At 60.0% G+C, this 23,168-nt stretch carries 21 protein-coding genes, 2 pseudogenes and 1 riboswitch; of the genes and pseudogenes, 14 read left to right on the top strand and 9 right to left on the bottom strand.

What is annotated here, in order from left to right:
* Window positions 1-26: 26 nt before the first annotated feature.
* A complete protein-coding gene (locus tag ACQQCD_RS13030) occupies window positions 27-488 on the bottom strand; it encodes a pyridoxamine 5'-phosphate oxidase family protein (protein WP_430268775.1) in 462 nt (153 codons plus the stop codon).
* Between the two features lie 17 nt (window positions 489-505).
* On the bottom strand, window positions 506-976 hold the full coding sequence (locus ACQQCD_RS13035) for a pyridoxamine 5'-phosphate oxidase family protein (RefSeq protein ID WP_430268776.1): 471 nt from the start codon (window positions 974-976) through the stop codon (window positions 506-508).
* A 268-nt stretch (window positions 977-1,244) separates the two neighbouring features.
* Between ACQQCD_RS13035 and ACQQCD_RS13040 the strand changes: the two genes are divergently transcribed.
* The gene (locus ACQQCD_RS13040; RefSeq protein ID WP_430268777.1) at window positions 1,245-3,029 is read left to right on the top strand and encodes a GAF domain-containing protein; all 1,785 of its coding nucleotides are present in this window, start codon (window positions 1,245-1,247) and stop codon (window positions 3,027-3,029) included.
* 29 nt (window positions 3,030-3,058) lie between these two features.
* Here the strand turns inward: ACQQCD_RS13040 and ACQQCD_RS13045 are convergent, their stop codons facing one another.
* Window positions 3,059-3,706 (bottom strand): response regulator, encoded by a 648-nt coding sequence (locus ACQQCD_RS13045; protein ID WP_430268778.1) that lies wholly within the window; start codon window positions 3,704-3,706, stop codon window positions 3,059-3,061.
* Window positions 3,707-3,934: 228 nt separating this feature from the next.
* On the opposite strand from ACQQCD_RS13045, the gene ACQQCD_RS13050 reads away from it, so the two are divergent.
* The 4 genes from ACQQCD_RS13050 to ACQQCD_RS13065 all read left to right on the top strand — a co-directional run bounded on the left by ACQQCD_RS13050 (window position 3,935) and on the right by ACQQCD_RS13065 (window position 7,578).
* A complete protein-coding gene (locus ACQQCD_RS13050; RefSeq protein ID WP_430268779.1) occupies window positions 3,935-4,957 on the top strand; it encodes an ABC transporter ATP-binding protein in 1,023 nt (340 codons plus the stop codon).
* Window positions 4,954-5,724 (top strand): hypothetical protein, encoded by a 771-nt coding sequence (locus ACQQCD_RS13055; protein WP_430268780.1) that lies wholly within the window; start codon window positions 4,954-4,956, stop codon window positions 5,722-5,724. Before ACQQCD_RS13050 ends, ACQQCD_RS13055 begins: the two co-directional genes overlap by 4 nt.
* A complete protein-coding gene (locus ACQQCD_RS13060; RefSeq protein WP_430268781.1) occupies window positions 5,721-6,575 on the top strand; it encodes a hypothetical protein in 855 nt (284 codons plus the stop codon). Before ACQQCD_RS13055 ends, ACQQCD_RS13060 begins: the two co-directional genes overlap by 4 nt.
* A gap of 121 nt (window positions 6,576-6,696) precedes the next feature.
* Window positions 6,697-7,578 (top strand): universal stress protein, encoded by an 882-nt coding sequence (locus ACQQCD_RS13065; RefSeq protein WP_430268789.1) that lies wholly within the window; start codon window positions 6,697-6,699, stop codon window positions 7,576-7,578.
* Window positions 7,579-7,641: 63 nt separating this feature from the next.
* On the opposite strand, the gene ACQQCD_RS13070 is transcribed toward ACQQCD_RS13065, so the two are convergent.
* Window positions 7,642-8,085, bottom strand: coding sequence for a universal stress protein (locus tag ACQQCD_RS13070; protein ID WP_430268782.1), 444 nt, complete (start codon window positions 8,083-8,085; stop codon window positions 7,642-7,644).
* Between the two features lie 213 nt (window positions 8,086-8,298).
* On the opposite strand from ACQQCD_RS13070, the gene ACQQCD_RS13075 reads away from it, so the two are divergent.
* Both ACQQCD_RS13075 and ACQQCD_RS13080 read left to right on the top strand, forming a co-directional pair.
* On the top strand, window positions 8,299-9,672 hold the full coding sequence (locus ACQQCD_RS13075; protein ID WP_430268783.1) for an MFS transporter: 1,374 nt from the start codon (window positions 8,299-8,301) through the stop codon (window positions 9,670-9,672).
* A gap of 101 nt (window positions 9,673-9,773) precedes the next feature.
* On the top strand, window positions 9,774-11,798 hold the full coding sequence (locus ACQQCD_RS13080; RefSeq protein WP_430268784.1) for a DUF6807 family protein: 2,025 nt from the start codon (window positions 9,774-9,776) through the stop codon (window positions 11,796-11,798).
* A 114-nt stretch (window positions 11,799-11,912) separates the two neighbouring features.
* Here ACQQCD_RS13080 and ACQQCD_RS13085 read toward each other — a convergent pair whose 3' ends face one another.
* From ACQQCD_RS13085 to ACQQCD_RS13095, 3 genes are read right to left on the bottom strand one after another with little or no spacing between them, the layout of a single operon-like run.
* On the bottom strand, window positions 11,913-12,755 hold the full coding sequence (locus tag ACQQCD_RS13085) for a sugar phosphate isomerase/epimerase family protein (protein WP_430268785.1): 843 nt from the start codon (window positions 12,753-12,755) through the stop codon (window positions 11,913-11,915).
* Window positions 12,752-13,966: a dihydrodipicolinate synthase family protein gene (locus tag ACQQCD_RS13090; RefSeq protein WP_430268786.1), complete on the bottom strand. Its 1,215-nt coding sequence runs from the start codon at window positions 13,964-13,966 to the stop codon at window positions 12,752-12,754. The genes ACQQCD_RS13085 and ACQQCD_RS13090 overlap by 4 nt, the downstream gene beginning before the upstream one ends.
* The gene (locus ACQQCD_RS13095; protein WP_430268790.1) at window positions 13,966-15,135 is read right to left on the bottom strand and encodes a Gfo/Idh/MocA family protein; all 1,170 of its coding nucleotides are present in this window, start codon (window positions 15,133-15,135) and stop codon (window positions 13,966-13,968) included. The genes ACQQCD_RS13090 and ACQQCD_RS13095 overlap by 1 nt, the downstream gene beginning before the upstream one ends.
* A 188-nt stretch (window positions 15,136-15,323) precedes the next feature.
* On the opposite strand from ACQQCD_RS13095, the gene ACQQCD_RS13100 reads away from it, so the two are divergent.
* Window positions 15,324-16,400: a LacI family DNA-binding transcriptional regulator gene (locus ACQQCD_RS13100; protein ID WP_430268787.1), complete on the top strand. Its 1,077-nt coding sequence runs from the start codon at window positions 15,324-15,326 to the stop codon at window positions 16,398-16,400.
* A gap of 32 nt (window positions 16,401-16,432) precedes the next feature.
* Here ACQQCD_RS13100 and ACQQCD_RS13105 read toward each other — a convergent pair whose 3' ends face one another.
* Window positions 16,433-16,612, bottom strand: a complete 180-nt coding sequence (locus ACQQCD_RS13105) for a substrate-binding domain-containing protein (RefSeq protein WP_430268791.1) — start codon at window positions 16,610-16,612, stop codon at window positions 16,433-16,435.
* On the opposite strand from ACQQCD_RS13105, the pseudogene ACQQCD_RS13110 reads away from it, so the two are divergent.
* The 6 genes and pseudogenes from ACQQCD_RS13110 to ACQQCD_RS13135 all read left to right on the top strand — a co-directional run.
* Window positions 16,610-16,792: pseudogene (locus ACQQCD_RS13110) on the top strand (mechanosensitive ion channel family protein); the annotation flags it as partial. The gene ACQQCD_RS13105 and the pseudogene ACQQCD_RS13110 sit on opposite strands and share 3 nt — an antisense overlap.
* A 234-nt stretch (window positions 16,793-17,026) precedes the next feature.
* Window positions 17,027-17,197: riboswitch (M-box (ykoK) riboswitch) on the top strand.
* A gap of 261 nt (window positions 17,198-17,458) precedes the next feature.
* Window positions 17,459-19,198: an Nramp family divalent metal transporter gene (locus tag ACQQCD_RS13115; RefSeq protein WP_236803051.1), complete on the top strand. Its 1,740-nt coding sequence runs from the start codon at window positions 17,459-17,461 to the stop codon at window positions 19,196-19,198.
* Between the two features lie 86 nt (window positions 19,199-19,284).
* Window positions 19,285-20,580 carry a magnesium transporter MgtE N-terminal domain-containing protein gene (locus tag ACQQCD_RS13120; RefSeq protein ID WP_236803052.1) on the top strand — a complete coding sequence of 432 codons (1,296 nt, stop codon included), beginning with the start codon at window positions 19,285-19,287 and terminating at the stop codon, window positions 20,578-20,580.
* A 26-nt stretch (window positions 20,581-20,606) separates the two neighbouring features.
* Window positions 20,607-20,933, top strand: coding sequence for a hypothetical protein (locus ACQQCD_RS13125; protein ID WP_236803053.1), 327 nt, complete (start codon window positions 20,607-20,609; stop codon window positions 20,931-20,933).
* Between the two features lie 70 nt (window positions 20,934-21,003).
* Complete coding sequence (locus ACQQCD_RS13130; protein WP_236803054.1) at window positions 21,004-22,257, top strand: MFS transporter; 1,254 nt, start codon at window positions 21,004-21,006, stop codon at window positions 22,255-22,257.
* Window positions 22,241-22,636 (top strand): ArsR/SmtB family transcription factor, encoded by a 396-nt coding sequence (locus ACQQCD_RS13135; protein WP_236803055.1) that lies wholly within the window; start codon window positions 22,241-22,243, stop codon window positions 22,634-22,636. Before ACQQCD_RS13130 ends, ACQQCD_RS13135 begins: the two co-directional genes overlap by 17 nt.
* Before the next feature lie 291 nt (window positions 22,637-22,927).
* Here ACQQCD_RS13135 and ACQQCD_RS13140 read toward each other — a convergent pair.
* A pseudogene (locus tag ACQQCD_RS13140) lies at window positions 22,928-23,168 on the bottom strand (hypothetical protein); the annotation flags it as partial.

Raw genomic sequence — 23,168 nt, forward strand, 5'->3', positions numbered from 1 at the left:
GGAGGTTTTGGTGCCGGGCTGGGCGCTCAGTGGAAGGTCTCCGTGCGGGCGTCAGTGTCCGGTGTGGTCCAAATGTCAGGATGGTTGGTGGTGAAGCGTCGGCCGCTGATGGCCTCGAGGTTCAGGCGTAGGTAGTGGTTCTTTCTACCGGGCTGCCAAGGTTCTAGGTGGAGTTCATCAGCGTTGGCTTTTTCGCCATGGTCCAGCATCAGCTCGCTTTTGCCTCGAGCCACCACGGACCAAGCCTGTTCGGTGTGCGGATCATAGCCATCAATTTCGAAGGCGCACGGATCGCTCAGAGTGGCCCAGAGTTTGGTCCCGGAGGCGGTGCGGAAAACGATGCTGTTCTGATCGAGGACGTAGTTCACCGGGAAGATTTCCGGGTGATTGTCCACAATGACGGCTAGCCGTCCCACCGTGGTGGAGCCTAACAAGTCCCAGCACTCTTCGGGGCTGAGGCGTTCAATGTTTTCTATTTCCTGGTCCATGTACTGTCGCATCCGTCCTATTCGAGTCCTGCGCGGGTGGCATCATCCAAGGGGCTCCACCACGTCAGCGGCGGAGTCACGGAGAAGCGGCGTCCTGTGATGGAGCTGGGGACGATTCGGATGAAGTGGTCTTTGCGCCCGTCCTGCCAAGGGAACAACAACAGCCCCACAGTGTCCATTACTTCTTGGTTGAGAGTTACGGCGGTGGCTTCGCCCTTGACCACAACGCTCCAAGCCGTACCGCCATCGGGACTGACGCCGTCGGCCTCAAAAGCTACTGGGGTCTCACTCAAGGCGGCGTGAAGTTTGGTCCCGTCGCCGGTGCGGAACACCACTGTGCCGTGGTCCGCGCGGTAGTTGATGGGGAAAATATCCGGGTGGTCGGTGACCCAAAGGGCCAGACGGCCCACCGAGGTGGTGCGTAACAAGTCCCAGCACTGATTCGGTGCCAGGTTTTCCGGTTCCGGGGTGGTTGGTTTGTTCGTCATGTCCACGAGGCTACGCTTGCGCCATGTCAGAGACTAGGGTCCAATGGCCCAGTGGTTTACAGGGAGCGCGGTGGAGGTTGTGAACCAGGCATGGTGAACCGAACGTAGCGAACCAGATGCAGGGAACTGGGGCCAGCTGCACTCTAGCTAGTGCCGGTAGCCCCGCGTAGTCTGAGAGCGGCAGTGGCCGCGGCGTATATCCCTGCGTGGACATACGTTGTTTGATGGGTGCAGTGTTTGATGGGTGCAGTGAGGTGGAAGCTGGCATATGGAAAGTTCCAACACGGGTCCCCGGCGATTCCACGAGTTACCAGCGGTGGACGCGAAGATCGAAGACCTGCTCAAGAACTTTTTGGACCGCGGCGGTGAGCTCCTAGACGCTCAGCAGCATATGCGGGGCCTCCTTGAAGCAGTGGTTGCCGTGGCCGAGGACCTGAGCCTTGAGGCCGTCCTTGACCGGGTGGTGAACTCCGCTTGCCGGCTCTTGCATGCCCAGTATGGCGCTCTTGGGGTGATTGGTGAGGACAAGCAGCTCAGTCACTTCATCACCGTGGGTATAAACAAGGATTTGGCCCAGAAGATTGGCCCACTACCCACCGGTCATGGGGTGTTGGGGCAGCTTATTACCGAGCCGGCCCCTTTACGGCTCCACGATCTGCGGGAACATCCCCATGCGTACGGTTTTCCGGCCAATCACCCGCCCATGAAAACGTTCCTAGGGGTGCCCATCACGGTGCGAGACGTGGTGTTTGGCAACCTGTATTTGACGGACAAAGAGGGTGGTGGGGACTTCACCGCTGAGGACGAAGAACTGGCCGTAGCACTTGCAGCGGCCGCCGGTGTGGCCATTGAGAATGCCCGGCTTTATGAGGATTCGCGGCGCCGGGCTTCCTGGTTGGAAGCGTGTATGGACGTTACGGGCCGGGTTCTGGGCGAGGAACACGCTGCTGGCTCCGCAGGGGTGACAGCTTCGGAGCACATAACCGGCGCCGAGCACGTGGCCTTTGATGTTGTTGCCGAGCGTGCACTCAAGGAATCCGGCGCCCGGCTCGCCCTCATTGTGGTCCCCGGTGATTCCGTGGAGGTAACCAGCACAGGCGCGTACCGTGTGGCGGGCGCTGCCGGTAAGGGGTCCGCCGGATTTTCTGGTCAGTTGCTGGCCATGGATTCGTCCCTGATTCGTTCTGTTGTTGACACGGGAAAAACCGCCCAAGCTGAGGACGCAAGCACCGTTTTGGGCGGACTCATTGGGCAGCATAGGGGACGATTATTGGCTATTGATCTCAGCGCACGCGGAGTGCACCACGGCTTGCTGATTTTGGTCCGTGGCCGTGGCGAGGGGCCCTTTTTGAATTCGGATGTGCAGATGGGCGCCGTTTTTGGTTCGCACGTGGCAGTTGCCTTGGAGCTTGACCGGAGTCACCGTTTGCGCGAGGAGTTGGTGGTTTTTACTGATCGGGACCGGATTGCTCGGGATCTGCATGACGTGGTGATTCAGCGATTGTTCGCGGCGGGTTTGAGTATTCAGAGCCTGCGCAGGTTCACGGATGGTGAGCCGGCTTTGTCCAGGATCGATGCGGTTACTCAGGAGCTGGACGAGACCATCCGGGATCTGCGCAACACCATCTATTCCTTGCATTCCACGTCCAACGGCACTGAGTTGTTGAGCACGCGCATCCTTCGCACGGCCAGGAACGTGTCTAGGCCACTGCCATTTGCGCCTCATCTTGAGCTACGCGGCAGGATCGATTCGATCAGCAACCCCACTACTGGGACGCATTTGCTGGCTGTGATCTCAGAGGCGCTGAGCAACGCTGTCCGGCACTCTGGGGCGGAAAGTATCCGGGTGAGTGTTGCCGTTGAGAACGGGGCGCTGTTGTTAAAGGTCGACGACGACGGTGTGGGTTTCGCTGAATGCACGCCCGGGAACGGGCTGGTCAACATGGATTACCGGGCCGCCGAGTTAGGCGGTTGGTGCACCGTTAGCAGCACACCCGGTGAGGGGACCCACGTTCAGTGGTCGGTGCCGGTGAGCACGGGGGCAGTTGGCTAAATACCAGCGCACTAGGCTGAAGCGTGCATTCAGCTACCCGGTTTGTTGGCCATGTATACGGCCGCTTGGGTGCGGCGCTCAAAACCAAGTTTGGCCAGCATCGAGGACACATAGTTTTTGACGGTTTTTTCAGCCAGCGTCATCTGTTCGCCGATCTGCCGGTTGGTCAGGCCCTGGCCCAAGAGCTGGAGTACTCGCCGCTCTTGCGGGGTGAGTGAAGCTACGCGCGGATCGGGAGTTTCCGGCTCTGTGAGGCCCTGAAGGATCCGCGCTTTTATGTCGGCATCAAAGAGTGATTCGCCACGGGCGGTCCGGCGAATGGCGCCCAAGAGATCGGTTCCGCCAATCTCTTTCAGCACATAGCCTGCGGCACCTGCTAGAACGGCGCCGCGGAGAGCTTGTTCGTCGTCGTAACTGGTCAGGATGAGGCAGCTCAGGGATGGGTCCACGGAGCGTACATCACGGCAGACTTCAATGCCGGTGCCGTCAGGTAAGCGGGCGTCCAGAACGCAAACGTCCGGGCGTAATGCCGGGATCCGGTGTGTTGCTTCTACGGCGAGGCCGGACATACCGACTACTTCAAAGCCTTCGCTCTCAAGGAGTTCTTGCAGGCCGCGGCGAACAAGTTCGTGGTCGTCTAGGACGAAGACCCTGATGGGGGCTTCTTGATGATCCACGGTTCTCCTTAGTTATGCGCGTTTGTGGTTTACAAGTGTCAGTGCCAAGCTACGTTTCTATCACTTGTGAGTCTTCCGGATGCGGTAGCTGCCATCAAGGGTCCAAAGTCCCGGTGCGGGCTGGGGATATTCGGGTGAGGTTCGCGCGTTCGGTGACCTTAGACTCTGGTGCTTGGCGCAGGCTCTCATCAGACTTGCAGTAAGACTAGCGGGTTGAGGTGGGAACACATGGGTAACAGTCCAGCACTGATCCAAATCCGGGATCTACGTAAGAACTTCGGTACGTCCACTGCCTTGGACGGGCTGGAACTGAACGTGGAGCACGGGCAAGTGCATGGTTTTCTGGGGCCCAATGGTTCCGGAAAATCCACCACCATCCGGATCATCTTAGGGTTGCTCCGCTCCAGTGGAGGTGACGTCACAGTGTTTGGACGGGATCCGTGGAAGGACGCATCGGCCTTGCATCAGCGCATTGCGTACGTCCCGGGTGACGTGAGTTTGTGGCCAAACCTTAGCGGGGGAGAAGCCATCGATTTGCTGAGCCGGCTGCGCCGAGGGGCCTCCAACAAAAAAGATTACCGGGAGAGGAAAGACCGTCTGCTGGCAGCGTTTGAATTCGATCCGTCTAAAAAGGGCAGGTCTTATTCAAAAGGCAACCGGCAAAAAGTCGCGCTGATTGCTGCCTTGGCAACACCGGCCCAGCTATACGTGTTGGATGAACCCACCAGCGGCCTTGACCCGATTATGGAGACGGTCTTTAACCAGGAAATTGAGCGCGTGGCAGGCGATGGCGCCACTGTGCTGTTTTCCTCCCACATTCTTTCCGAGGTGGAACGTTTGTGTGACAGGGTGACTATCATTCGGCAAGGCAAAACTGTAGAAACCGGAACCCTTGATCAGCTGCGTGGACTAACGCGCAGCGACGTTTCCTTTGGTGTGGGAGAGGCCCCTTCGGTGATCACGGAAGCCATGGCGAAACTGCGTCATACTCCCGGCGTCCAGGACCTTGCCTTGGAAACAACTGGCGCTGAAAGTGCGCGCATAAAGTTCACCGCTGAGAGCCAACACATGGCTGGTGTTTTGCCCTTGCTGGCGCAGTTAAACGCGCAGGCCTTGACCATCACACCGCCTTCCCTCGAGGACTTGTTTTTGCGTCACTACACGCTGGAACTGGCCCACGACGGCGTGAAACAGGACGGATTCACCAAGGACGGATTCACCAACAACGGCCTCCAAGCAGCCGGGCAATGAACGCCGTTTGGGTTTTGCTGCTCCACCGGCTCCGGCGTGACCGATGGCAACTGCTTGCGTGGATTGCGAGCATTGGCTTTCTGGGGTTCTTCTCAGCCGTTGCGGTGGCACAAACATATGGTGACTCGGTGGGCCGTGAAGGAATTATTCGCCTTGCTGTGGCAAACCCCGCCATTTTGATGTTGCGCGGTTTACCCCAAGGTACTGCCTTGGATGCTTTTGTGTTCTTCCAGATCTTTACGTTCCTGGCGTTGATGGCCGGGCTAATGAATACCTTTCTAGCGGTGCGGCACAGCAGAGCGGAAGAGGAATCCGGCCGCGCTGAGCTAGTGGCTTCAACCCCGGCGTCGAGGTACTCACCCACTGTGGCCACGGTGATTCACGCGTTTCTGGCCAACGTGGTGTTGTGTGCCGCTGTGGCTCTCGGGTTTATTGCAGGCGGCTTGGAGCCGTACGGTTCGCTGGTGACTGGGGCAGCTGTCGCTTCTACTGGTGTGGCCTTTTTTGGTTTCGGCCTGTTAGCGGCACAGTTCGTGCGCTCCGGCCGGGCGGCCAATGCTCTCTCAAGTTCCGCCGTCGTACTGGCTTATCTTTTGCGTGGACTGGGGGACGCCTTGGGCATTCCGCATGCGGACGGAACGCATATGACTGCGGCGTGGCCCAGTTGGTTTTCGCCGATTGGTTGGGGGCAGCAGAGCGCTGCATATACGGCCAACAATCTGCTGCCGTTGTTCCTGGGACTTGGCTTGGGGCCCTATGTACCGTGACTGTTTTTGCCCTTCAATCCCGGCGGGACAGTGGTTCTAGTCTGTTGGCTGAACGCTCTGGCCGGATGGAAGCGCGGCCGGCACTGTCGACCTCCTTTGCTTTGGCATGGCGGCTGCAGTGGCCAACCATCATGGGGTGGTGCGTGGGTGCTGCGGCTACGGGGGTCTTGGCTGGTTCTTTGGCCAAACTGGTGGAACAGGCGGCCCAAACTAATGCCATTTTGGGCCAAACCTTACGCACTATGGTCGCGGCGGGGGAGACCAGTATTTCCCAAGTACTGATCGCTGCGATGTTCGCCATAGTGGGAGTTTTAGCGGCTGCGTGTGCTGTGCAGACAGTGGTGCGGATGCGCCAAGAAGAGGACAGTCGGCGGGCCGAACTGGTCCTTTCTACAACGGTGAGCCGGGTGCACTGGTTGGCTGACTACTTGTTGTTGGGTGTGGTCAGTGTGGTGTTGGTGCTGCTCACCGCGGCGCTGTTTGCCTCCTTGGCTGTGCTGGTTTCCGGGGACTCGCCGGAGCGGATGGGGGACGTATTTCTTGCCGCCGCGGCGCAACTTCCGGCGGCGCTCCTGTATCTGGGCGTGGTGGCACTTCTATTTGTGGTGGTTCCTGGCGCCAGCACCGTTTTGGGTTGGGCTTTCCTGGGCTCAGGGGTGTTTTTGGGTATTTTTGGGGGCATGATCGGCGCCCCGGAAGCGTTGCGGAATTTGTCTCCGTTCACTCATACGCCGGTTCCGCAAGGGATTCATACAAACGTTGGCGGTGGGGTTTGGATGGTGGGGCTCGCTGTGGTGGTGGCCGCGGCAGCCGTGGTGGGCATGCGGCGGCGCGACCTACACACTGGCTAAAAGTCCGTCCCACTGAGCGCGGGACTTTTGGCCCTTACCCAGCGCCGGTAACCAGCAGAGACTGAAGTTATAGATGTTGGTTCCTAGCCATGTTCAATGTTGAAGAAAGTGCGGCGCAGTGATGAAGAAGTCGATTGTTGTAGGGGTAAACGATTCCGGTAGCAGTGAGGCAGCTGTTGAGTGGGCTATGAAGCGCGCGGCTCGTCTGAAGTCGCCGGTGGTTCTGGTTCACGCAGTAGATGACCGTTGGAGCTCTGAGGCGCCCGAGTTTCATAACCTACTCAGCAAGGCCGGCCACGCGCTAGTTGCCCGCGCCCAGGCCCGTGCATTGGAGCTGGAACCGGGAGTGCACGTTGAAGCGATGATGATGTGGGGCAGCCCAGGCTATGTGTTGAAGCGCCAGTCCAAACGTGCCGAGATGATGGTGGTCGGTTCGGGTAGTTCTTGGCCTAGAGGCCCGGTCACTGACCGCGCTTTGCAAGTGGCCGCGGCAGCCGCCTGCCCGGTAGCGGTTATTGCGGGAGCAAAGGACGACGGCGGTGCTGCCGCGGCTTCCGGGACGGGCGTCCTGGTGGGTGTGGACGGCTCTGAAGAATCCGTTCAGGCGGTGGCGTTTGCTGCGGCGGAGGCTGACCGAATGGGGCAAGAACTGACGGTGTTGCACGTTTTTGGTGCCGCCACTCGGTGGGTTGAGCGGGGGATCCCGGAGAGTGATCTGGCAAAGTTCATTGCTGAGGAAGAGGAACTGATTATGGGTGAGACTGTTGCTGGTTTGGCCGATAAGTACCCGGACTTGGTGGTTCACAGGGTGTTGGATTCTCAGCACGAACCAGCGGTGGCTCTTGTGGCCGCGGCTCAGCACGCGGCCTTGTTGGTTTTGGGCAGCCGAGGTGCCGGGGGATTCAAGCGATTGATGCTCGGATCAACGGCCCACGCTGTTCTCACTGAGGTGCCGTGTCCCACCATCATTACCAGGCTCACCAAGGTCAAGCTCAGTAAGTAGAACATAAGATGACGCAAGGAGGGGGCTGCTACTAGCAGCCCCCTCCTTGTTATGAAGTTCGATTTACTTGCTCTTGGGGGAGTGAACCACCAGGACTGGGCAGTGTGCCATTCCTACAATGGCAGAGCTCACGGAACCTAGAACAAGGCCGCCGAACCCGCCGTGCCCACGCCGGCCAACAACCACCATGTCAGCGGTTTTGCTCGCTTCAATGAGGCCTTCCCTGGCGTAACCGCGGGAGAGTTTTGCCTCAACGTTTTCCGGCAATTCTGTGCCGAACGCCTGGGTGAGGGACTCGGTGAGGATCTTTCCAGCGGTCTCTTCAAAACCGTCAATCCCCATGGTCAGGTAGCCCAAGTACATTTGCGGGAATTCCCAAAAGGCGGTTGCAATGACTTTGGCACCGGTGGGTAAGGCGAGGTGCTGAGCTTCTAGGAGCGCCTCAACTGACGCGTCTGATCCATCTACCCCAACAACGATGGTTTGTAGCGTTGATTCTTTGTTCATGTTTGACTCCTTGAACGTGCACAGAGGCTGGTACGTAAAAGCGTGATTCGTCCTCGGGTTTTGGGGTAGGGCCGAAGGTCACGGATCGGCGTGGAAAAAATAATTCAGTATGACCTTTGACACAATGAAACGATTCATGCTTTCATATTGGAAAGCGCTTGCCCACAATGACGGTGGGAAAAATTGCATTCATTGCAGGTCAAAGGAGATCCAATGCCAAACACAACTTCACCTGAGGTTGGTTTACCAGCATCCCGCCGCCGCGCCACGATGAGTGGCTGGGTAGGTAGTGCACTTGAGTATTACGACTTTTCCATCTATGCCTCGGCTGCGGCACTCGTTTTTCCGCAGGTATTTTTCCCCTCGCATGACCCAGCCGTCGCAGTGGTAGCCTCTCTGGCTACCTACGGCGTGGGCTATGTTGCCCGCCCCATTGGCGCGTTTGTCTTGGGCACCATGGGGGACCGTCATGGACGCAAGAACGTCCTGGTTCTTGCCATGCTACTGATGGGTGTTTCAACATTCCTTGTAGGTATTCTTCCCACGTACCAGCAAGTGGGGCTTTTGGCTCCCTTGCTCCTGGTCCTTCTTCGTTTGGTCCAAGGATTCGCAGTTGCCGGTGAACTCGGCGGCGCGGGTGCCATGATCATCGAACACTCGCCGGACAAGAAACGCGGTTTCTATGCGAGCTTTGCCCTTCAGGGGACCCAAGTCGGGTCCATTCTTGCCGCGGCTAGCTTCATCCCGCTTTCGGCCTTCCTTCCAGCTGCGGACTTTGCCAGCTGGGGCTGGCGTATTCCGTTCCTCTTGAGCGCCGTGGTTATTGTGGCCGCCTACATCATTCGTCGCGGAGTTGAAGAAAGCCAGGCGTTCCTCGGTGAGAAGCAGTCCCGCGACATCGAAAGAGTTCCGGTCTTCACGGTATTCCGTGAGAGCGGCAGCGTAATTTTCCGTGCAGTGTGCATGGGGCTAGCCAATGTTATTGGAACTACGGTGGTTGTTTTCGGTGCCGCATACGCCACACAACCGGCCTATGGCGTCAAAATGAGCCCGTCAACGTATCTGTGGATGCCAGTATTGGCCAATATCGTTGCGGTCATTCTTATCCCTCTCTTCGGCCGCTTGTCCGACCGTATTGGACGGCGTCCGCTGATGATCTTTGGACCGTTGGCAGCTGGCCTGCTTTCGTTCTTCTACCTGCAGGTTGTCAGCCAGCGCAATGTGGTCTTGACGGTGCTACTTGCCATCTTGATCTTCGGCATTCTCTACCAGATGTGGAATGCAACGTTCGCAAGTTTCTTCCAGGAACTTTTCCCCACTCGAACCAGGGTCACTGGCTTCGCGGTTTCACAGAACATCGCACTGCTGCTCACGGCCTTTATGCCGACCGTCTTTACCTTGATTGCCCCTCCTGGATCAACGTCGGTTCCGTTGGTCATCGGCGGACTTACTTTGCTGGTGTGTGTCATCTCCGCTGCCGCAGCGTGGGCGTCCAAGGAGACGGCTCATATCACTTTGGACGAGTTGGGCAGCAAGAAAGCAGGAGAATCCAAGCTAACGTCCAAAAATGCTTCGGTAAACCAGTAACACTTCGCCTAGGCTCAACTGGAGCACCCGTACCCCCGCACGCATGTGCGGGGGTACCCCCATTTATTGCCTCATATTTGCTTCTGAAGGGAATTCAACCGATGCCGTCTTCACATTCTTTGCAACCGGCCCGAGTGGCGCTGGTAGGTGTTCGAGGCTTTGGTGCGCACCACCTGGCCAACCTGCACCGATTGCAAAATGCTGGCTCAGTTCAATTGGTAGCTGTGGCGGATCCACAGCTGTCCCACGAGGATCAGCTCCCAGAAGGCACTCAGCGCTTTCCTGACTTGCCAACGTTGCTGGGTGAAACGGCGGACCTTGACGTCATTATTCTCGCTACGCCTATTCAGACTCACGAGTCTCTTGCACTCCTGGCCATTGAACACGCTCACGTCTATTTGGAAAAGCCGCCCGTGGCCAATCTTGCCGCTTTCGAAGTACTGGAAAAGGCGGCAACGGCAGCCGGCCGTAGTATCCAAGTGGGTTTTCAGGGCTTGGGTTCGCATGCCTTAGGCGCCATTGAGCAGGTGCTTAAATCGGGCGAAATTGGCACGTTGATTGGTGTTGCGGCAACAGGTAGGTGGGTCCGTGACCGCGCTTATTACAAGCGTTCCACGTGGGCCGGAAAACGTCGGCTCAATGGTGTGGATGTAGTGGACGGGGTGGCAACAAACCCGTTGGCTCACGCAATTTCAACTGCTTTGTGCATTGCTGGCGCTAACACGCTGGCTGATGTGGACAGCGTGGAAACGGACCTATTCCATGCCAATGACATTGAGTCTGATGACACTTCTGTGATCCGTATCAAGACCTCCACTGGCTTGCCCATCACGTGCGCTTTGACCTTGTGCGCGGAACATAGTGTTGAACCGTATATTACGGTGCAGGGTAGCGAGGGATCAGCCGTGCTGCACTATACCGAGGACCGGTTGAGCGTTTTCACTGCCAGCGGGGAACGGCACCTGAGCTTCCAAAGAGACGATCTGACCGAGAACCTCATAGAACATATTCGAAGCCTCTCGGGGACCGCTGGCATCGTTGAACTCATCAGCCCTTTGCGTGGAAGCGGCGGATTTATGCGAGTTTTGGAAGCGGTGCGCACGGCGGCCCCACCTCGGCGGATCGAGCCCCAGTACGTTCGGTGGGTTGGCGAGGGGGACCAGGCTCACGCTGTGGTTGACGGTATTGAAGATGCTTTGGAGAGGTCCACGGCAGCCCACGTCACCTTTAGTGAGCTGGGCTTACCGTGGGCGCAGAGCACCCAGCCCTCTGCCGAGTCTCTAACTCTTGGTCTTGCTCTGGAAGCATCGGATCCACGCCCCACTATTGCCACTCAGCAATCCGGCACACAGCTGCCCAACAGACTCTCTCCCCGGCCCTATCTTCACCCCGTGCGGAGCCTGGCGGGCACCGTTGTCACCGATCATTTCCCTGCGGACCACCCCTGGCATCTGGGTGTTGGTGTGGCATTGCAGGATGTGAATGGCATCAATTTTTGGGGCGGAAAGACTTACACTTCCGCCGAGCAGCGCTATGAAGAGCTGGAAAACCAGGGCCGGATCAGTGAAGTGCAGAGGTCTGAACATGACACACAGTCGGTGCAGACTCTTAGCTGGGCTGGACCGGATGGACGTGAAATTCTGACCGAGCAGCGCAGTTTCGGCGCTACGCAGGTCAGCCAAAACGCATGGCAGCTAGACGTCTCCATTAGCCTTGAAGCAAAACAAGATGCAAGCCTAGGCAGCCCGGGCTCCAACGGCGCGCGCGGCAGTGGCTACGGCGGATTCTTCTGGCGGATCGCACCGTGTACTGACATCGAGGTCTTTACTGCTACAACCCATGGCGAGGCAGCCAGCCATGGCAGCCGCAATCCTTGGTTGGCCTACACTGCTCGCTTTGGTGACCAAGACTGCACACTTGTTTTTGCGGCAATGGATCAAGAACCTGACCCATGGTTCGTTCGCGTTGATCAGTATCCAGCAGTTGGTTCGTCACTGGCCTGGGACTCTGCCGTGACGTTGACCCGAGGGCAAAAACTGTCCCGTACGTTCAAGGTATGGATCATTGACGGCCGCCTTGAACAAGATGGTCTGGCAGCGTTGGATCCCATCTTTGCGGACAAGTAGAACGAACAGCAAGAAGGACAACACACACTAGAAAGGTCCCCGTCCTGGAGCACAAGCTCCGGGACGGGGACCTAATCTTTTGCGGGGACTGTTCCCTAGACGTAGGGCTGGACCCTAGACGTAGGGCTGGACTAGGGAGCTGTAGCGCTCCTTGAGAGTCTCAAGAGTGAGGTGACCGTCGGCATCCCAAATCTCCTGATTGAAGATCTCCACTTCAATGTCACCGGTATATCCGGCGTCGCGAACCCAGCTGCTGATGGTGGCGAAGTCAATCACACCATCGCCCATCATTCCGCGAGACAACAACGCGTCCGCAGCAATTGGAAGGTTGAAGTCGCAGATTTGATAAGAAGCGATCCGGTTTTGACGCCCGGCGCGTTCGATTTGCGCTTTGAGCTCTGGATCCCACCAGACGTGGAAGGTGTCCACCGCAACGCCCACTGCCGAAGCATCGTACGGTGCGGCCAGATCCAAGGACTGTCCCAAGGTGGAGATGAGCGCCCGGTCCGCCGCGTACATCGGGTGCAGCGGTTCTAGAACCAGCCGGACGCCGTGCTCGACGGCGAAAGGAACCAGCTCCTCGAGGCGGTGAGCTACGCGCTGGCGTGCCGCTACCACATCCTTCTCGGCGGGAGCGAGCCCTCCCACCACCAAAAACAATTCCGTAGTACCCAGCGCCACTGCTTCCAAGATGGCTGCACGGTTGTCTTCAAGAGCAGCCTTTTGCCCTTCGGGGTCAATAGCGGTCAGGAAACCGCCGCGGCACAGCGAGGAAACGCGTAGTCCTGCATCTTTGATGAGCGCAGCAGCCTTGTCCAGACCTACCTCGGCAACGCGATCACGCCAAGGCCCAATAGCGGGGATTCCCGCCTGGACGCAACCGTTAATGGCTTCCTCCAGGCTCCACTTTTTGGTGGTAGCCGTGTTTAGCGAGAGTCGTGAGAAATCCGTGCTCATGCTCCCACCCCATTAACCAGCAGGAAGCTGGACATCCGTTGAGCGGCTAAATCAGGATCGGCCAAAAGACCTGCTTGATCAGCGAGTTCAAAGGTTTTGACCAAGTGCAGAACCGATCGGCCAGACTGCAAGCCTCCCACCATCTGGAATCCAGCTTGTTTTCCATTAAGCCAGGACATAAACGCGATCCCCGTCTTGTAGTAGAAGGTGGGGGCGCTGAAAATGTGCTTTCCAAGCTCACGAGTGGAGTCCAAGATGGTGCGTGCCTGGGTTCCTTCGCCGGCGTCGTACTTTTGCAAGGCGACTGACGCGGCCGGGTAGATCGCCGCGAAAATGCCAAGCAAAGCGTCCGAATGGTGGTTCTTGTCACCGTCGATCAGTTCGGGGTAGTTGAAGTCGTCGCCCGTGTAGAGGCGAACGTTTTCAGGCAACTTGGCCCGGAGTGCAACCTCGTGATCGGCATCAAGAACAGAAACCTTAACCCCGTCCACCTTCTGAGAATGGTCGCGGATCAAACTCAGGAACGTTTCCGTAGCCACTGAAACGTCATCCGAACCCCAGTATCCCGCCAGTGCCGGGTCAAACATGGTGCCAAGCCAGTGCAGGATGACTGGCTGCTCCACTTCCTGCAGCAGTGTGGAGTAAACGTACAGATAATCCTCGGCCCCGCTTGCTACCTTCGCGAGCGCACGTGAGGCCATGAGGATGACTTTTCCACCAGCCTCAGTCACAGTGGCTATTTGTTCGCGGTAGGCGTTGATGACAGCTTCAAGGCCAGCTGCGCCGGTGGCGAGTGCAGCAATGTCCAATTGGTCAGTGCCGGCGCCGCAGGCGATGAGATCCCTGACGGTTTTTCCGGCTGTGGCCGGATTGCCGCTGGCCACTACGGCAGCGGCCTCAGCGCCGGAACGCCTGATCAGCTCCTGGGTGGCTAGCCAGTCCAAACCCATACCGCGCTGTGCGGTGTCCATTGCGTCAGCCACACCTAGGCCGTAGGACCACAGCTCATGCCGGTAAGCCAGTGTGCTATCCCAATCCAACTGTGCAGGGGCACCGGGAGTATTGTCCGCCGTAATACGGGGGATAACGTGGGCTGCGGCGTAGGCCCGGCGTGCAGTTAGAGGGGAGGTTGGTTTGTTCCACACGGTGGCGGGCTGCAAGCTGTACTCGTGGATGCCGCCGTCGTTATTTGGAAGAATTAGGGAGCTCATTAGAGGGTGATCTCCGGGATATCGATGGTGCGGCGCTCCTCGGAGGACTGGAGGCCGAGTTCGGCCAGCTGGACTCCGCGGGCGGCTGAAAGCAAGCCAAAACGGTGTTCGCGTCCGGCCACAACATCGCGCAAGAATTCTTCCCATTGGAGCTTGAAGCCGTTGTCCAGATCAGCATTAGCCGGGACTTCTTGCCATTGGCTGCGGAAGGATTCCGTGACGGGCAAGTCGGGATTCCATACCGGCTTGGGTGTGTGCGCGCGCTGCTGAGCCACACATTTGTTCAAGCCCGCCACGGCGGAACCGTGGGTGCCATCGACTTGGAACTCCACTAGTTCGTCACGGTAAACACGGACGGCCCAGGAAGAGTTGATTTGGCCGATGACCGGGTCGCCGCCGGGTGTTTCGAGTTCAAAGATGCCGTATGAGGCGTCGTCAGCCGTTGCCTTATATTCTTTGCCAGCTTCATCCCAGCGCGTGGGGATGTGGGTGGCAGTCTTGGCGTTGACGCTCTTGACCTGCCCAATGATGCCCTCAAGCACGTAGTTCCAGTGGCAGAACATGTCGGTTGTCATTCCACCGCCGTCCTCCTTGCGGTAGTTCCAGGAGGGGCGCTGTGCAGTTTGGACGTCGCCTTCAAAGACCCAGTATCCGAATTCTCCGCGGATGGAGAGGATACGGCCAAAGAAGCCCTCGTCTACCAACCGGCGCAGTTTTACCAGGCCCGGGAGGTAAAGCTTGTCGTGAACAACGCCAGCGGTGACGCCAGCGTCTTTGCCGATCTGGGCAAGTTCGATTGCTTCTTCGAGGGTCTCGGCAGTGGGCTTTTCGGTAAAGATGTGTTTACCGGCGCGCATAGCCTTCTTCAGCGTGGCTGCACGCAGACTGGTCATGGACGCGTCAAAAACAACGTCCACGGTGGGGTCATTAATTACGGCATCTAGGTCGGTGGACCATTCGCCCACTTTGTGAAGTTCAGCAAGCTCGCGGACCTTGGCTTCATTGCGGCCAACCAGAATGGGTTCGATCTGAACCTTGGTGCCGTCTTCAAGGGTGAATCCGCCAGCATCCCGGATGGGGAGGATGGACCGCAGTAAGTGTTGACGGTAACCCATCCGGCCAGTAATGCCATTCATGGCAATTCGGATTGTTCGTTGTTCGGCACCCATGGTGTCCTCCATCGTCGTTGACTAGAGATTGTGGAAAGCGCTTTCCGCTTGTGACTATTGTGCAGTGTGGCGCGGGCGATGGCAAGCGTTGACGTGCAAGCGCCGGAAATTCCCCTAGCATGGGAGCATTCAGTGACCAGGAACCGGTCACTGTGTACAAAAACTTACGTGCAAACTATGGAGGTCTTGTGGCAGCCAGTACCTTGGCCGACGTCGCTAAGCTGGCCGGTGTTTCACTAGCCACTGCTTCCCGTGTGCTTAATGGTTCAACGCGTACCCCAGGTGCCGCCGTCACCAAGCGGGTTCAAGGCGCAGCCCTTGAACTTGGATATGTAGCCAACGCTCAGGCGCAGTCTTTGGCGCGATCTAGCACGGGTCTGATTGGCCTAGTGGTTCACGACATCGCTGACCCATACTTTTCTACCTTGGCTCGCGGCGTTCAAAAGCAGGCAAAAAGCGCTGGAAAAATGGTTTTGTTGGCCAGCACCGATGGCAGCCCGTCAGATGAACGCGAGGCAGTTGCTGCTTTTGCGGCCCGGCGGGCTGAGGCCATTATTATTGCTGGTTCACGTTCGCATTTGTCTGGCGCCGAAAAAGACAACAGCTTGCTTGCTGCAGAAATTGAGCGCTACTGCAGCTATGGCGGCTCGGTGTCGATGGTAGGTGCGGCCCTGCCTGCGCTGCTGGACGTTGCCGGAGTGCGCGTGTTGAAAGTCCCCAATGTTGAACAAGCGTATGCCCTGGGTCAGGCTTTACTCGGTCTTGGCTATAAAAGATTCCTGGTTGTTGCTGGTCCGGATGGTCTTGTGACCTCGGACGTGCGGCTAGCGGGTTTTCAAAGCGCGCTGGCTGATGCTGGCCGCGCCGCAGCAGAAATTGTTCGTGTTGAATTCTCCCGAGCGGGCGGGTATGCGGCGGGGCTGAGCATTGCGGCGCAGTTGGGTGAGCGTTCCGCCGCCGAGGCGATTTCTGAGAAGTGCATTTTTGCTGTTAATGACGTGATGGCCATGGGGGTCATTGCAGGGCTTTTGGAGCGCGGACTGCAAGTGCCCCATCACATTGGTGTGGCCGGGTTTGACGATGTTGAGACCCTGCGTGACTTTAGGCCCAGCTTGACCACTGCACAATTGCCGGTAGAAGAAATAGGTTTGCGCGCTTCCGCATTGGCACTGGGGATGGACGACGACGATCCACTCGCCGATGTGGTGGGCCGGGTTATGTTGCGAGGTAGTACCAGGGGAGTGGATTCTGCTCACGTTGGCTGAGGCCGTTTGTAGCGAGCTGCGCCCACTTAAAGCTAGCTGCGTAAGGTGCTCTGCCTGATAACCAGTTCCGGAGTGAAAACCACCTGACTGTGTACGTGGGGTGAATCGGCGTTTATCTCGTCAAAAAGGAGCTGTGCGGCGCGTTCGCCAATCAAGTGCCGGGGCTGGTGGATGGAGCTCAGGGGGATGCTGGATTGGGAGGCGAAGTCGATGTCGTCGGAACCGTTGAGTCCGTGGGCCTGCGCATCACCAGGGTCGGTGCAGAGGACGGCACCGTCTGGTACCTGCGTAACGGAGAAATCCTGCGTGTCGGAAACCGCTCACAGGGAAGCTGCACGCCCACCACCGACGGAGCCTCACCGGAGGAGTCGCTGACACGCGCAGGAGAGTAGGACCGATCGTGCAGCAGGGAAGGGTCAGGTCCTGCGCCTAAGATGCGCCGGTGCCTGTCCGGCCAGGGCAGAAGGGCTTCCTCACCGGCACGGGAAAGAAATCCCCCGGTTCCGTCCCGGGCACGGCCTGACGGGGGAACAGTCCGTGCTGTTCGGCCGCCAGTGTGCGGTGTTTGCGGGTGCGCGTTTCGTGGATATGCGGGGTCTGACGTTGGTATATATTAGTGGTTGCAAGGTGCCGTTCGTTAGCTGAGGCTCCTTCGCGGATACATGCCAGCGACCCCCAACGTCGAGAGACGCCCCGGGTCAGGACAGGTTCCCCCGGTCTAAGGGGTTGCCCCGATTGGCTCCCGGAACGCCGGGTTCACGCCGTGAAGTGCCAAAGGTCTTACGAGGAGGGGCACTGCCGGGTCCCAGCTCCGGCCTCCTCCGCGGCGCCGCCGGATCCGGAATGGAGGTGGTCACCCGTGAACGATGGTCATAGTCCGTCTACCGGTACCGCCTTCGCGCGGTCCTGAACACAAATTCTTCCCCGCCGGCCGCGGCTCTGCTCGGGCCGGCATCCTGACCGCTTAGCCAATTTCCGGGACCTCTTCCTGCTGCGCCGATTTCTGTGATGTCCGCGTTCTGCATCCAAAAGGTCTCATGTTCCGGGAGGACATGCCCATGCCCGCCAACACCCATACCGGCCCCGAACCGACCACCAATTCCGGGCCCGCACCCCACGCTGCTCCGTCACCGTCACCATCACCAGCAACGGCTTCCGGGTCCGGGCCGGAAGCGTCCTCCGGGCCTGCCCCGGCGGCGGTCCTGGACAGCGCACACATCGGCGACATTAAGGGTGCTTTCGGCACGATCCGGCTCGGTGAGGAGTCGCCGGGAAGCGGCTGGAAGACCAGGTTCAAGACCCTGCTGGCCATCATCGGGCCGGGTCTGATCGTGATGGTCGGGGATAACGATGCCGGCGCGTTCGGGACATATACCGAGGCCGGGCAGAACTACGGCACGTCGCTGCTGTGGACGCTGCTGCTGCTGGTTCCGGTGCTGTATGTGAACCAGGAGATGGTCCTGCGCCTCGGGGTGGTTTCCGGTGTCGGGCATGCCCGGCTAATTCTGGAACGGTTCGGAAAGTTCTGGGGCGCGTTCAGCGTGATCGATCTGTTCATCCTCAACGCCCTGACCATCGTTACAGAGTTTATTGGAATCAGCCTGGGCCTGGATTATCTGGGCATCCCCAAGGTCGCGGGCGTGCTCGTGGCCGCAGTGGTGATCATCGGCGCAGCCTCAACCGGGTCGTTCAAACGGTTCGAACGGGTCTGCATGACCCTGGTCGCGGGGTCGCTGCTGCTGGTGCCCATCATCGTCATGGTGCATCCGGACCTGGGGCAGGTGACCCATGATTTCTTCATCCCCGGGCTCCCAGCGGGTTCGGACCTGTCCACGGTCACGCTGCTGATCATCGGCATCGTCGGTACGACCATTGCCCCGTGGCAGTTGTTCTTCCAGCAGTCCTACCTCATCGATAAGCGCATCACTCCCCGGTATATGAAGTACGAGAAGGTCGACCTGTGGCTCGGGATCGTGATCGTGATCATCGGCGCGGGTGCCATCATGGGGTTCACCGCGGCCACGTTCGCCGGGCACCCTGAATTCGGGAACTTCACGGACGCCGGAGGTGTCGCCGTCGGGCTGGAAAAGTACGTCGGGAAGGCCGCCGGGGTGCTGTTCGCGGTGGCCCTGATTGACGCCTCAATCATCGGCGCGGCGGCCGTCGGGCTGTCCACCTCCTACGCACTGGGGGACGTGCTGGGCCTGAAGCATTCCCTGCACCGGAAATTCTCCGACGCGAAGGGCTTCTATGCCGTGTTCGCCGGAGTTCTGATCATCTCAGCGGTCATTGTCCTGATCCCGGGGGCCCCGCTGGGGCTGCTGACCGTCGGTGTCCAGGTCCTCGCCGGTGTCCTGCTGCCCTCGGCCACCGTGTTCCTACTGTTGCTGTGCAACGACAAACAGGTCCTGGGCCCCTGGGTGAACGGCAGGGCCACGAACGTCTTCACCGCGCTCATCATCGCCGTCCTGGTAATTCTCTCCATCGTCCTGACCGCAGGGGTGCTCTTCCCCGACATGAGCAGCGCGGTGATTATCGGCATCCTCGCCGGCGGGGCAGCCCTGAGCATTCTGGGCGGTGCCGGATACCTCCTCTATGCCAGATTCCGACCCGGCCCGGGTGCCGCGCCGATCGACCGGACCGGGAAGCAGGACTGGCGCATGCCGCCCCTGGCGCTGTTGACGGCCCCGAAACTCTCCACCGCCGGCCGTACCGGGCTGACCGTGCTGCGGACCTACCTGTTGATCGCCATGATCCTGGTGATCGTCCGGGTAGTCCAGCTTGCCATGGGCGGCTGAACCCCCTTGGCGGCTGAACCGGGCACAGCGTAGATTCCACGTAGGACAGCTATCCCCTCCCGTATCCTCGAAAGGCACTCACAAAGATGAGCACCACCGGCACCACCGGCACCACCGCAACACCGGCCATCCGGCTTTCGACCCTGCTGCACCGCCCCGTACTGGACACCAAAGGCCACCAGGTCGGGACCCTCGCCGACGCCATCGTCCGCCTCGACGAAGGAAACTACCCGCGTCTGACCGGCCTGGTCGTCGCAGTCGGGTCCAACCGCGTCTTTGCGCCGCTGGAGAAAATCTCCGACATGGACGCAGATAGCGTCCGGCTGCGCACAGCCACACTGGACCTGCGCCCTTTCACCCGCCGCGAGGGCGAGGTACTGCTCAAAGAAGACGTTCTGGGCCACCGGCTGATCGACACCGACCACACCGTCATGGTCAAGGCGTTCGACATCGAACTGAACGGCACGGCAACGGGATGGACCGCGACGGGCCTGGACGTACACAAACCCCGCTGGTTCACCATCAGCCGGCGGCACGACACCCACCCCTTCCGGGACTGGAACCGGTTCCTGCCCCTGATCGGCCACGAGGCATCCAGCAAGACCCGCTCCCTCTCGGCCCGGTTCGCCCAGCTGAAACCGGCCCAGATCGCGGACCTGATCGAAGACTCCTCAGACAAAGAACAAGACGAACTCCTGGCCCGGGTCCACTCCGACCCCGAACTGGAGGCAGACGTCTTCGAAGAACTCGATGAGGACCGCCAGTCCAGGATCCTCAGAGACCGCACCGACGCCGAAGTCGCGGACGTGCTCTCGCACATGCGCGCCGACGATGCCGCCGACGCCGTCATGGATCTCCCGCAGGAGCGCCGTACCGGGATCCTCACTCTCCTCCCCGCCGCCCAGCACACCAAGGTCATGGCCCTCCTTGGCTACCATGACGCCACCGCCGGGGGCCTCATGGGCACCGACTACACGGCGTTGCCGGCTACCTCTACGATCGCGGATGCTCTCGAGAGCATCCGCACCGCCACCACGGAGCAACCCGAAGCACTCACCACCATCTACAGCCTGCACCCGGACGGAACCCTCGCCGGTGTGATCGGTCTGGTCCAGGCACTGCAATCCGACCCGGCGGCCCTGCTCGGGGACACCGCCGATCCCGAACCGGTCAGTGCGACCGCGGGCGATGACATCATCGACGTCACCACCACCATGGCCGACTACAACCTGCTGACCCTTCCCGTCCTGGATGAAGACGGCCGCATCCTGGGTGTCATTACCGTCGATGACGCCCTTGAAGCGGCCATCCCGCCGGATTGGGCCCATCGGGAACCCAACCGAAACACGACCAGGAACAGCCGCCCCGGAAGCGACGACTGACCGGACCATCAGGCGAAGCGCCACGAATGACATCCCCGTGGCACCGACGGACCCTGCCCCGGGCCAGGCTGCCCAGCCGGACCCTGACCAGCGCCCCGGTCTGCGCACCTTCAGGTTCCCCGGCGGCGGCAACCGTCATGGTTGTCAGCACCTCGCTGGCCGAGGCGGAACAGGTCGTTGCCCAGGCCAAAGCCAGGTTGGCCGGCGCGCTGCCGAACATTGACGATATGCCTATCCGCGCCGTCAGCAGCACCTCGGCCCCGTCGGATGCGACGCCCCGAACACCGGCGCGCCGCATCCACATCCCGGCCGCGAGGATGACGGGTGGGAACTCCGGCTCTGAATGCGGATAATCGCGAGCGGCGAAAATCCGCTATGGTTAGTGCATAGACGCGCACGTATGCACTTAAGGGGTTCGGCCTGATGTTAGCGGTTCTGCGGAATATGACCTACCGGCGGCTGTTTGCTGCCCAGATCGTGGCCCTGATCGGCACCGGACTGCTCACGGTGGCCCTCGGGCTGCTGGCATACGACCTGGCCGGCCGGAACGCCGGCGCGGTGCTGGGCACGGCCCTGACGATCAAGATGCTCGCCTACGTGGGTCTAGCCCCGGTGATCAACGCCCTCGGGGCGCGGCTGCCGAAAAAGCCGGTGCTGATCGGGGCGGACCTGATCCGGGCGGCGATGGCACTGTCTCTGCCGTTCATTACAGAGACCTGGCAGATCTACGTGGTGATCTTCCTGCTGCAGTCCGCCTCTGCGACCTTCACCCCGGCCTTCCAGTCCCTGATCCCCACCATTTTGAAGGACGAGCGGGACTATACGCGCGCGTTGTCCCTCTCCAGGCTGGCCTATGATATGGAGGCCCTGGTCAGCCCGGCCCTTGCGGCCTTGCTGCTGACGCTAATCAGCTACAATAACCTGTTCATCGGCACAGTTGCCGGTTTCCTGTTCTCGGCCTTCATGGTTACGCTCACGGTCCTGCCGCGGCTTTCCGTCCCGGCCGGGCCGCAGGCGTCCCTGTGGCACCGGACCACTCTGGGAGCACGGATTTTCTGGCGCAACCGGCGCCTGCGTTCCCTACTGGCACTGAACCTCGTGGTCGCAGCCCCGACGGCGCTGGTGCTCGTTAACACCGTGGTCTACGTCCGCGACGTTCTGCGGCGTCCCGACACGGACCTGGCCCTGGCTCTGGCCTGCTTCGGCGTCGGGTCTATGATCGTCGCCTTGTCAGCGCCCCGGGTCCTGGACCGGTTCGGGGACCGTGCCGTGATGCTCACCGGCGCCGCCTTGATCCCTGCCGTGCTGGCCGGCGCCGCACTCCTGACCTTCCTGGGGTCCGGTGGTCCGGGGTGGTGGCTGCTGTTGGGGCTGTGGTTCCTGCTCGGTGCGGCGAACTCCACGATCCTCACCCCCTCCTCCCGGCTGCTGCGCGATGCCTCCACCGAGGAAAACCGGCCCTACGTCTTCACCGCGCAGTTCTCCCTTTCCCACGCCTGCTACATCCTGACCTACCCGCTGGCCGGCTGGATCGGAGCCGTGGCCGGGTTGGGCTGGGCTGCTCTTGCCCTGATGATTATTGCGATGGTAGGCAGTGCAGGTGCCTTCCTGTCCTGGCCACGGCACACCGCCGCGGAACCGGCTAATGAGGAGCAAACCGTTGAGCAGCCGGCCTAGCAGCGCGTTGAGCCCTAGCGGTGCCCTGAGCACCATCCCTGGAGAGCCGTCCCTGGCCCACCCGGTCACCCCGGGCCCGGAGCTGCTCGAAACAGCTGCCGGGACGCTGCGGATGCTCGCCGAACCCACCCGGCTGCACCTGCTCTGGCAACTCACTGGCGGCCCGAAAACCGTCACCGAACTCACCGACGCGTCCGGGGCACCACGAACCGTGGTCAGCCAGCACCTGGCCAAACTCCGGCTCACCGGCCTCGTGGACACCCGCAAGGACGGCCGGCACGTCATCTATTCCCTCCACGACGGGCACCTGGTCCGGCTCATCCGCGAAACCATCAACCACGCCGACCACCTAATGACTGGAGAACCGGCCCACGACTGAGGCCTCCTCCTGCCCGCCTACCAAACGTTAACAGCAGGCCTATAGCCCATCCCAGTCCATGCCGAACCTGACCACCCATCATGATCCGTACGTCCTTTCATGGGCAGTCGTGCATCCCTGCCATACCGGGCTCTTACTCCGTGGCTACACCTGGCCGGGCCCCAAGCCCATCCACGCCGGCAAATACAGGCCGCTACCACGCTCGACAAAACCTTAGGGCCCAGTACTCCTGAGCGTGTCCCCGGGGGCTAGGGGTCTGTCAATTATTCGGTGTAACTGGGGTTGTCTTCTCTAGCTCCTGCCGGCGGACAGGCGGCCGTCAAAGGTGATCTCGGAGGCGTTGAGAGTGGCCTTCCAGCGGTTGCTCCAGCGTTTCCGGCCCTTGCCGGTGGGGTCCAGGCTCATGATAGCCAGGTAGACGCACTTCAACGCGGACTGCTCGGTCGGGAAGTGGCCGCTGCACGATGACTGTCCTAAGTGCCAATGGTGTTGCCCGTTTTTCAGGACAGGCTCAGGATCCCGGCGGCGAGCT

The organism is Pseudarthrobacter sp. J1763 (genome assembly GCF_050490295.1).
Taxonomy (GTDB): domain Bacteria; phylum Actinomycetota; class Actinomycetes; order Actinomycetales; family Micrococcaceae; genus JBNPEO01.

What these genes read in the sequence shown, in the direction of transcription:
- ACQQCD_RS13090 (WP_430268786.1), bottom strand. Translation starts at nt 13,966, where the DNA reads ATGAGCTCCCTAATTCTTCCAAATAACGACGGCGGCATCCACGAGTAC.
- ACQQCD_RS13065 (WP_430268789.1), top strand. Translation starts at nt 6,697, where the DNA reads ATGAAGAAGTCGATTGTTGTAGGGGTAAACGATTCCGGTAGCAGTGAG.
- ACQQCD_RS13130 (WP_236803054.1), top strand. Translation starts at nt 21,004, where the DNA reads ATGTTAGCGGTTCTGCGGAATATGACCTACCGGCGGCTGTTTGCTGCC.
- ACQQCD_RS13085 (WP_430268785.1), bottom strand. Translation starts at nt 12,755, where the DNA reads ATGAGCACGGATTTCTCACGACTCTCGCTAAACACGGCTACCACCAAA.
- ACQQCD_RS13050 (WP_430268779.1), top strand. Translation starts at nt 3,935, where the DNA reads ATGGGTAACAGTCCAGCACTGATCCAAATCCGGGATCTACGTAAGAAC.
- ACQQCD_RS13035 (WP_430268776.1), bottom strand. Translation starts at nt 976, where the DNA reads ATGACGAACAAACCAACCACCCCGGAACCGGAAAACCTGGCACCGAAT.
- ACQQCD_RS13040 (WP_430268777.1), top strand. Translation starts at nt 1,245, where the DNA reads ATGGAAAGTTCCAACACGGGTCCCCGGCGATTCCACGAGTTACCAGCG.
- ACQQCD_RS13075 (WP_430268783.1), top strand. Translation starts at nt 8,299, where the DNA reads ATGCCAAACACAACTTCACCTGAGGTTGGTTTACCAGCATCCCGCCGC.
- ACQQCD_RS13070 (WP_430268782.1), bottom strand. Translation starts at nt 8,085, where the DNA reads ATGAACAAAGAATCAACGCTACAAACCATCGTTGTTGGGGTAGATGGA.
- ACQQCD_RS13095 (WP_430268790.1), bottom strand. Translation starts at nt 15,135, where the DNA reads ATGGGTGCCGAACAACGAACAATCCGAATTGCCATGAATGGCATTACT.
- ACQQCD_RS13115 (WP_236803051.1), top strand. Translation starts at nt 17,459, where the DNA reads ATGCCCGCCAACACCCATACCGGCCCCGAACCGACCACCAATTCCGGG.
- ACQQCD_RS13080 (WP_430268784.1), top strand. Translation starts at nt 9,774, where the DNA reads ATGCCGTCTTCACATTCTTTGCAACCGGCCCGAGTGGCGCTGGTAGGT.
- ACQQCD_RS13030 (WP_430268775.1), bottom strand. Translation starts at nt 488, where the DNA reads ATGGACCAGGAAATAGAAAACATTGAACGCCTCAGCCCCGAAGAGTGC.
- ACQQCD_RS13055 (WP_430268780.1), top strand. Translation starts at nt 4,954, where the DNA reads ATGAACGCCGTTTGGGTTTTGCTGCTCCACCGGCTCCGGCGTGACCGA.
- ACQQCD_RS13125 (WP_236803053.1), top strand. Translation starts at nt 20,607, where the DNA reads ATGACATCCCCGTGGCACCGACGGACCCTGCCCCGGGCCAGGCTGCCC.
- ACQQCD_RS13120 (WP_236803052.1), top strand. Translation starts at nt 19,285, where the DNA reads ATGAGCACCACCGGCACCACCGGCACCACCGCAACACCGGCCATCCGG.